The organism is Trabulsiella guamensis ATCC 49490 (assembly GCF_000734965.1).
Lineage (GTDB): Bacteria > Pseudomonadota > Gammaproteobacteria > Enterobacterales > Enterobacteriaceae > Trabulsiella > Trabulsiella guamensis.
Genome location: NZ_JMTB01000147.1, coordinates 1 through 1,630 on the forward strand (window position 1 = coordinate 1; position 1,630 = coordinate 1,630).

The following is a 1,630-nucleotide window of genomic DNA, read 5'->3' on the forward strand; positions in this document are numbered from 1 at the left end:
GAAGCCAACCGCGCTGAACTGACCCGCGACGGCAAAACCAAGACGGCCAACCTCACGACGGGTGAAGTTCGCTGGCGTGCCCGCCCACCCAGCGTCACTATTCGCAAGGTTGAAGATGTTATTGCGATGCTGAAAAAATTAAGTCTGGGTAAATTTCTTCGTAATAAAGAAGAGATTAATAAAGAGGCTATTCTTGCGTCACCAACTGAAGTTAAAGGTATTGCCGGAATAGCGATTAAAACAGGAGTGGAAGATTTCGAAATAATCCCGTTTGAACAGTCTGTAACTGACTGATTAATTCTCTTTAAACATAGCGTCAATTAATACGGCATGCCTGCCGGGGCTTCGTGCGCCCGCAGGCAGCCAAAAGCGATGAGGTTTATATGAATAACTATGTAATCAGTAATGCCGTTTCTGATGTGCTGGCAGAGCGCCAGCGCCAGCAATCAGTAAAGGGGTTCAGTGTACAGCAGGACGATACTTATATTGAGGGCGAACTGGCTGCTGCGGCCATCAGCTATATCGAACCAATGGAAGCTGGAAATTACTGGCCTGCTGACTGGCCCGCTGCCAGCTTCAAACCGTCTGACTATCGCCGCAACCTGGTGAAAGCCACCGCGCTCCTGCTGGCCGAGTTAGAGAGGATAGATCGTCAGCAACCGTGTGAAGGGGCGCCTACAAAATGAGCAGATTATCACCGAAAGAAATCTACGTGGTTCCTGACTGGATGAGGCAGTATCTGCCGCTCTTCAACAACACGGGAGGTAATGACATTGAAGAACTGTTGCACGATGACAGCACCACGCCGTTCGCAAATATAGTGCGCTATATGCTCATCGTTTCTGTCCGTTCGCAGTTCGACTTACTCGTGAGGGTGCGTAAGAGCTGGATGGAAGCGCTGGAAACTCTGGATGGAGTCAGCCTGACAGAGGTCTATCGCCAAGCCTACGAGGAAGCCCGTCACGATAGTCTGGTTAATCATGAAGCCGCCTGCTCTCTGGTTGAAGAGAACGAAGAGCTGAAACGCAGGCTGGAAGCCGCAGAGAAGCGCATAGCAGAACTGGAGCGTAGCGAAAGTCAGCTTATTGCTGAGCGCGATAATGCTGAGTACGCGTTAGCGGATATATACGAGGCAGGCACGGGAGAACGTCCTGAGTGGAGCAACGCATTCGGTTTTTGTGATGCCGTTGATGAGGTCAGGGAAAATGTTGACTCGTGGATACGCAGAGCGGAAGCCGCAGAGAAGCGCATAGCAGCATCGGCAGCTCCGCAGTCAGTACCATCAGTGTCGGATTTAAGGGCGCGTTTTGAAGCATGGGTGCCGTCCACCGGGAAGAGCACCAGACGCTACCCTGTTTCTGGCTTTTATATCGAGCGTCAGATAAGGCTCGCATGGAAGGCTGTACTTGCCTGCCACACCACCACGCCCGCCCATCCGAAACCAGGGTCTTCCAGTGTGCTGCATGATTTTTATGTTGCCTGGGATGCATGGCTGGATAACGGCGCTGTGGGTGATGATTTCGGTCGCGATGTCGGGTTGTGCGTAAATCTGGTTGACTGGTGCGACCGTCATGGTCTGGATTCAGCACCGGCGCTGCATGAGATCCATGATGCATTTACAGCCGCCGGA

2 protein-coding genes and 1 pseudogene are annotated in these 1,630 nt (G+C 52.1%); all 3 read left to right on the plus strand.

Annotated features, from left to right (window positions below):
• A partial coding sequence (locus tag GTGU_RS23110; protein WP_038163349.1) for a host-nuclease inhibitor Gam family protein occupies positions 1-294 on the plus strand: 294 nt, incomplete at its 5' end.
• Between the two features lie 89 nt (positions 295-383).
• Positions 384-686: a hypothetical protein gene (locus tag GTGU_RS23115; protein WP_038163352.1), complete on the plus strand. Its 303-nt coding sequence runs from the start codon at positions 384-386 to the stop codon at positions 684-686.
• A 341-nt stretch (positions 687-1,027) separates the two neighbouring features.
• Positions 1,028-1,210 (plus strand): annotated as a pseudogene (locus GTGU_RS25940) (ead/Ea22-like family protein); the annotation flags it as partial.
• Between the last annotated feature and the right edge of the window lie 420 nt (positions 1,211-1,630).

Coding starts and splice junctions, on each gene's coding strand:
- GTGU_RS23115 (WP_038163352.1), top strand. CDS start 384: ATGAATAACTATGTAATCAGTAATGCCGTTTCTGATGTGCTGGCAGAG.